This window comes from Kitasatospora sp. NPDC048722 (assembly GCF_040650235.1).
Classification (GTDB): Bacteria; Actinomycetota; Actinomycetes; order Streptomycetales; family Streptomycetaceae; genus Kitasatospora.
This window is the reverse complement of the sequence record NZ_JBEZGX010000165.1, coordinates 1-1,738: the sequence shown is the minus strand read 5'-3', so window position 1 is coordinate 1,738 and position 1,738 is coordinate 1. Positions and strand designations below refer to the sequence as shown.

The 1,738-nt window shown below is 76.1% G+C and carries 1 protein-coding gene; it reads left to right on the top strand.

The features are described 5' to 3' along the window. Positions 1-1,738 (top strand): polyketide synthase dehydratase domain-containing protein (locus AB0C76_RS41285; RefSeq protein ID WP_359975923.1); only part of this gene is annotated, 1,738 nt, incomplete at both ends.

The window sequence follows — 1,738 nt, the reverse complement described above, 5'->3', positions numbered from 1 at the left end:
TCCGGGCGCACTTCGCCGATCGCAAGACGACGCGGCTGCGCGTCTCGCACGCGTTCCACTCGCCGCTGATGGACCCGATGCTGGAGGACTTCCGTGCGGTCCTCAGCCGGCTGGCGTACAGCGAGCCGTCGATCCCGGTGATCTCCAACCTGACCGGCGGACTGGCCGAAGGCCTCCAGGAGCCCGACTACTGGGTGCGCCACGTCCGCGAGGCCGTCCGCTTCGCCGACGGCATCCGGACCCTCCACACCGCCGGCGTCACCCGCTACCTCGAACTCGGCCCCGACGCCGTCCTCACCGCCCTCACCGCGACCGCCCTGCCCGACGGCGCGGCCGAAGCCATCCCGGCGCTCCGCCGCAACCGGGCCGAGGAGCGCACCCTCGTCGACGCCCTCGCCCGGCTCCACGTCCACGGCGCCACGGTGGACTGGGCCGCCCTGTTCGCCGGCACCGGCGCCCGGCCCGTCGACCTGCCGACCTACGCCTTCCAGCGCCGCCGCTTCTGGCCCGCGCCCCTCGCCGCCCGTGGTGGCGACGTCCGCTCCGCGGGCCTCGGCGCGACCACGCACCCCATGCTCGGCGCCGCCGTCGACCTGGCCGGCGAGGACGGGCTGGTGCTCACGGGACGCCTGTCGACGTCCGTGTTCCCGTGGCTGGCCGACCACGTTGTCCGGGGCACGGTCCTGGTCCCCGGCGCCGGCCTGCTCGAACTCGCGCTGCGCGCAGCCGCCGAGGTGGGCTGCGACCAGGTCGAGGAACTGACGCTGGCCGCACCGCTGGTCCTGCCCGAGCACGGAGCGCTCCAGCTCCAGCTCCGCGTGGGCACGCCGGACGCCACCGGCCGCCGGGAGCTCACGATCCACTCCCGTCTGGACGGGGATCCGGACGCCGGGTGGGTCCAGCACGCGGCCGGTTCGCTGGCGGTCGGTGGAGCGGTCGAGGTGGAGGCTTTCGACGTCTGGCCGCCGGTCGGCGCCGAGCCGCTGCCGGTGGACGGCGCGTACGAGCGGATGGCGGAGGCCGGGTTCGGCTACGGCCACGCCTTCCGGGGCCTGCGGGCGGCCTGGCGGCGCGGCGACGAGCTGTTCGCGGACGTCGAACTCCCCGAGGGCGTGGCGGCCGACGGCTTCGGCGTGCACCCGGCGCTGCTCGACGCGGCCATGCACGTCGCCATCGTGGACACCGGGAGCGACGACACCGTGGTCCCGTTCGCGTGGACGGGCGCCGCACTGCGCGCCGTCGGAGCGTCGGCGGTGCGGGTGCGGATCGTCCGGCTCGACGGTGGCGGGTTGCGGCTCGACCTCGCCGATCCGGCGGGCGGCCCGGTGCTGACCGTGGCCTCCGTGAAGGGCCGGGCGGTGTCGGCGGAGCACCTGGGCTCGGCCGACCCGCTGTACGCGGTCGAGTGGTCGGAACTCCCGGCCTCCCAGGACGCGGGCGCGGAGTGGACGGTCTGGGACGCCCTGCCCGCCGAGGGCCCGGCCCCTGCGACCGTCGTCCTGGACTGCTCGGCCGTGCCCACCCCGGACGGCGACGTTCCGGTGGCCGTGCGCGAGGTGACGCGGGGCGTGCTGCGCGCGGTGCAGGCGTGGCTGGCGGAGGAGCGGTTCGCGGGGTCGCGTCTGGTGGTGGTGACGCGGGGGGCGGTGGCTGTTCGTGACGGTGAGGCGGTGGATCTGGCGCAGGCTCCGGTGTGGGGTCTGGTCCGGGCGGCGCAGGCGGAGAATCCGGGGCGGTT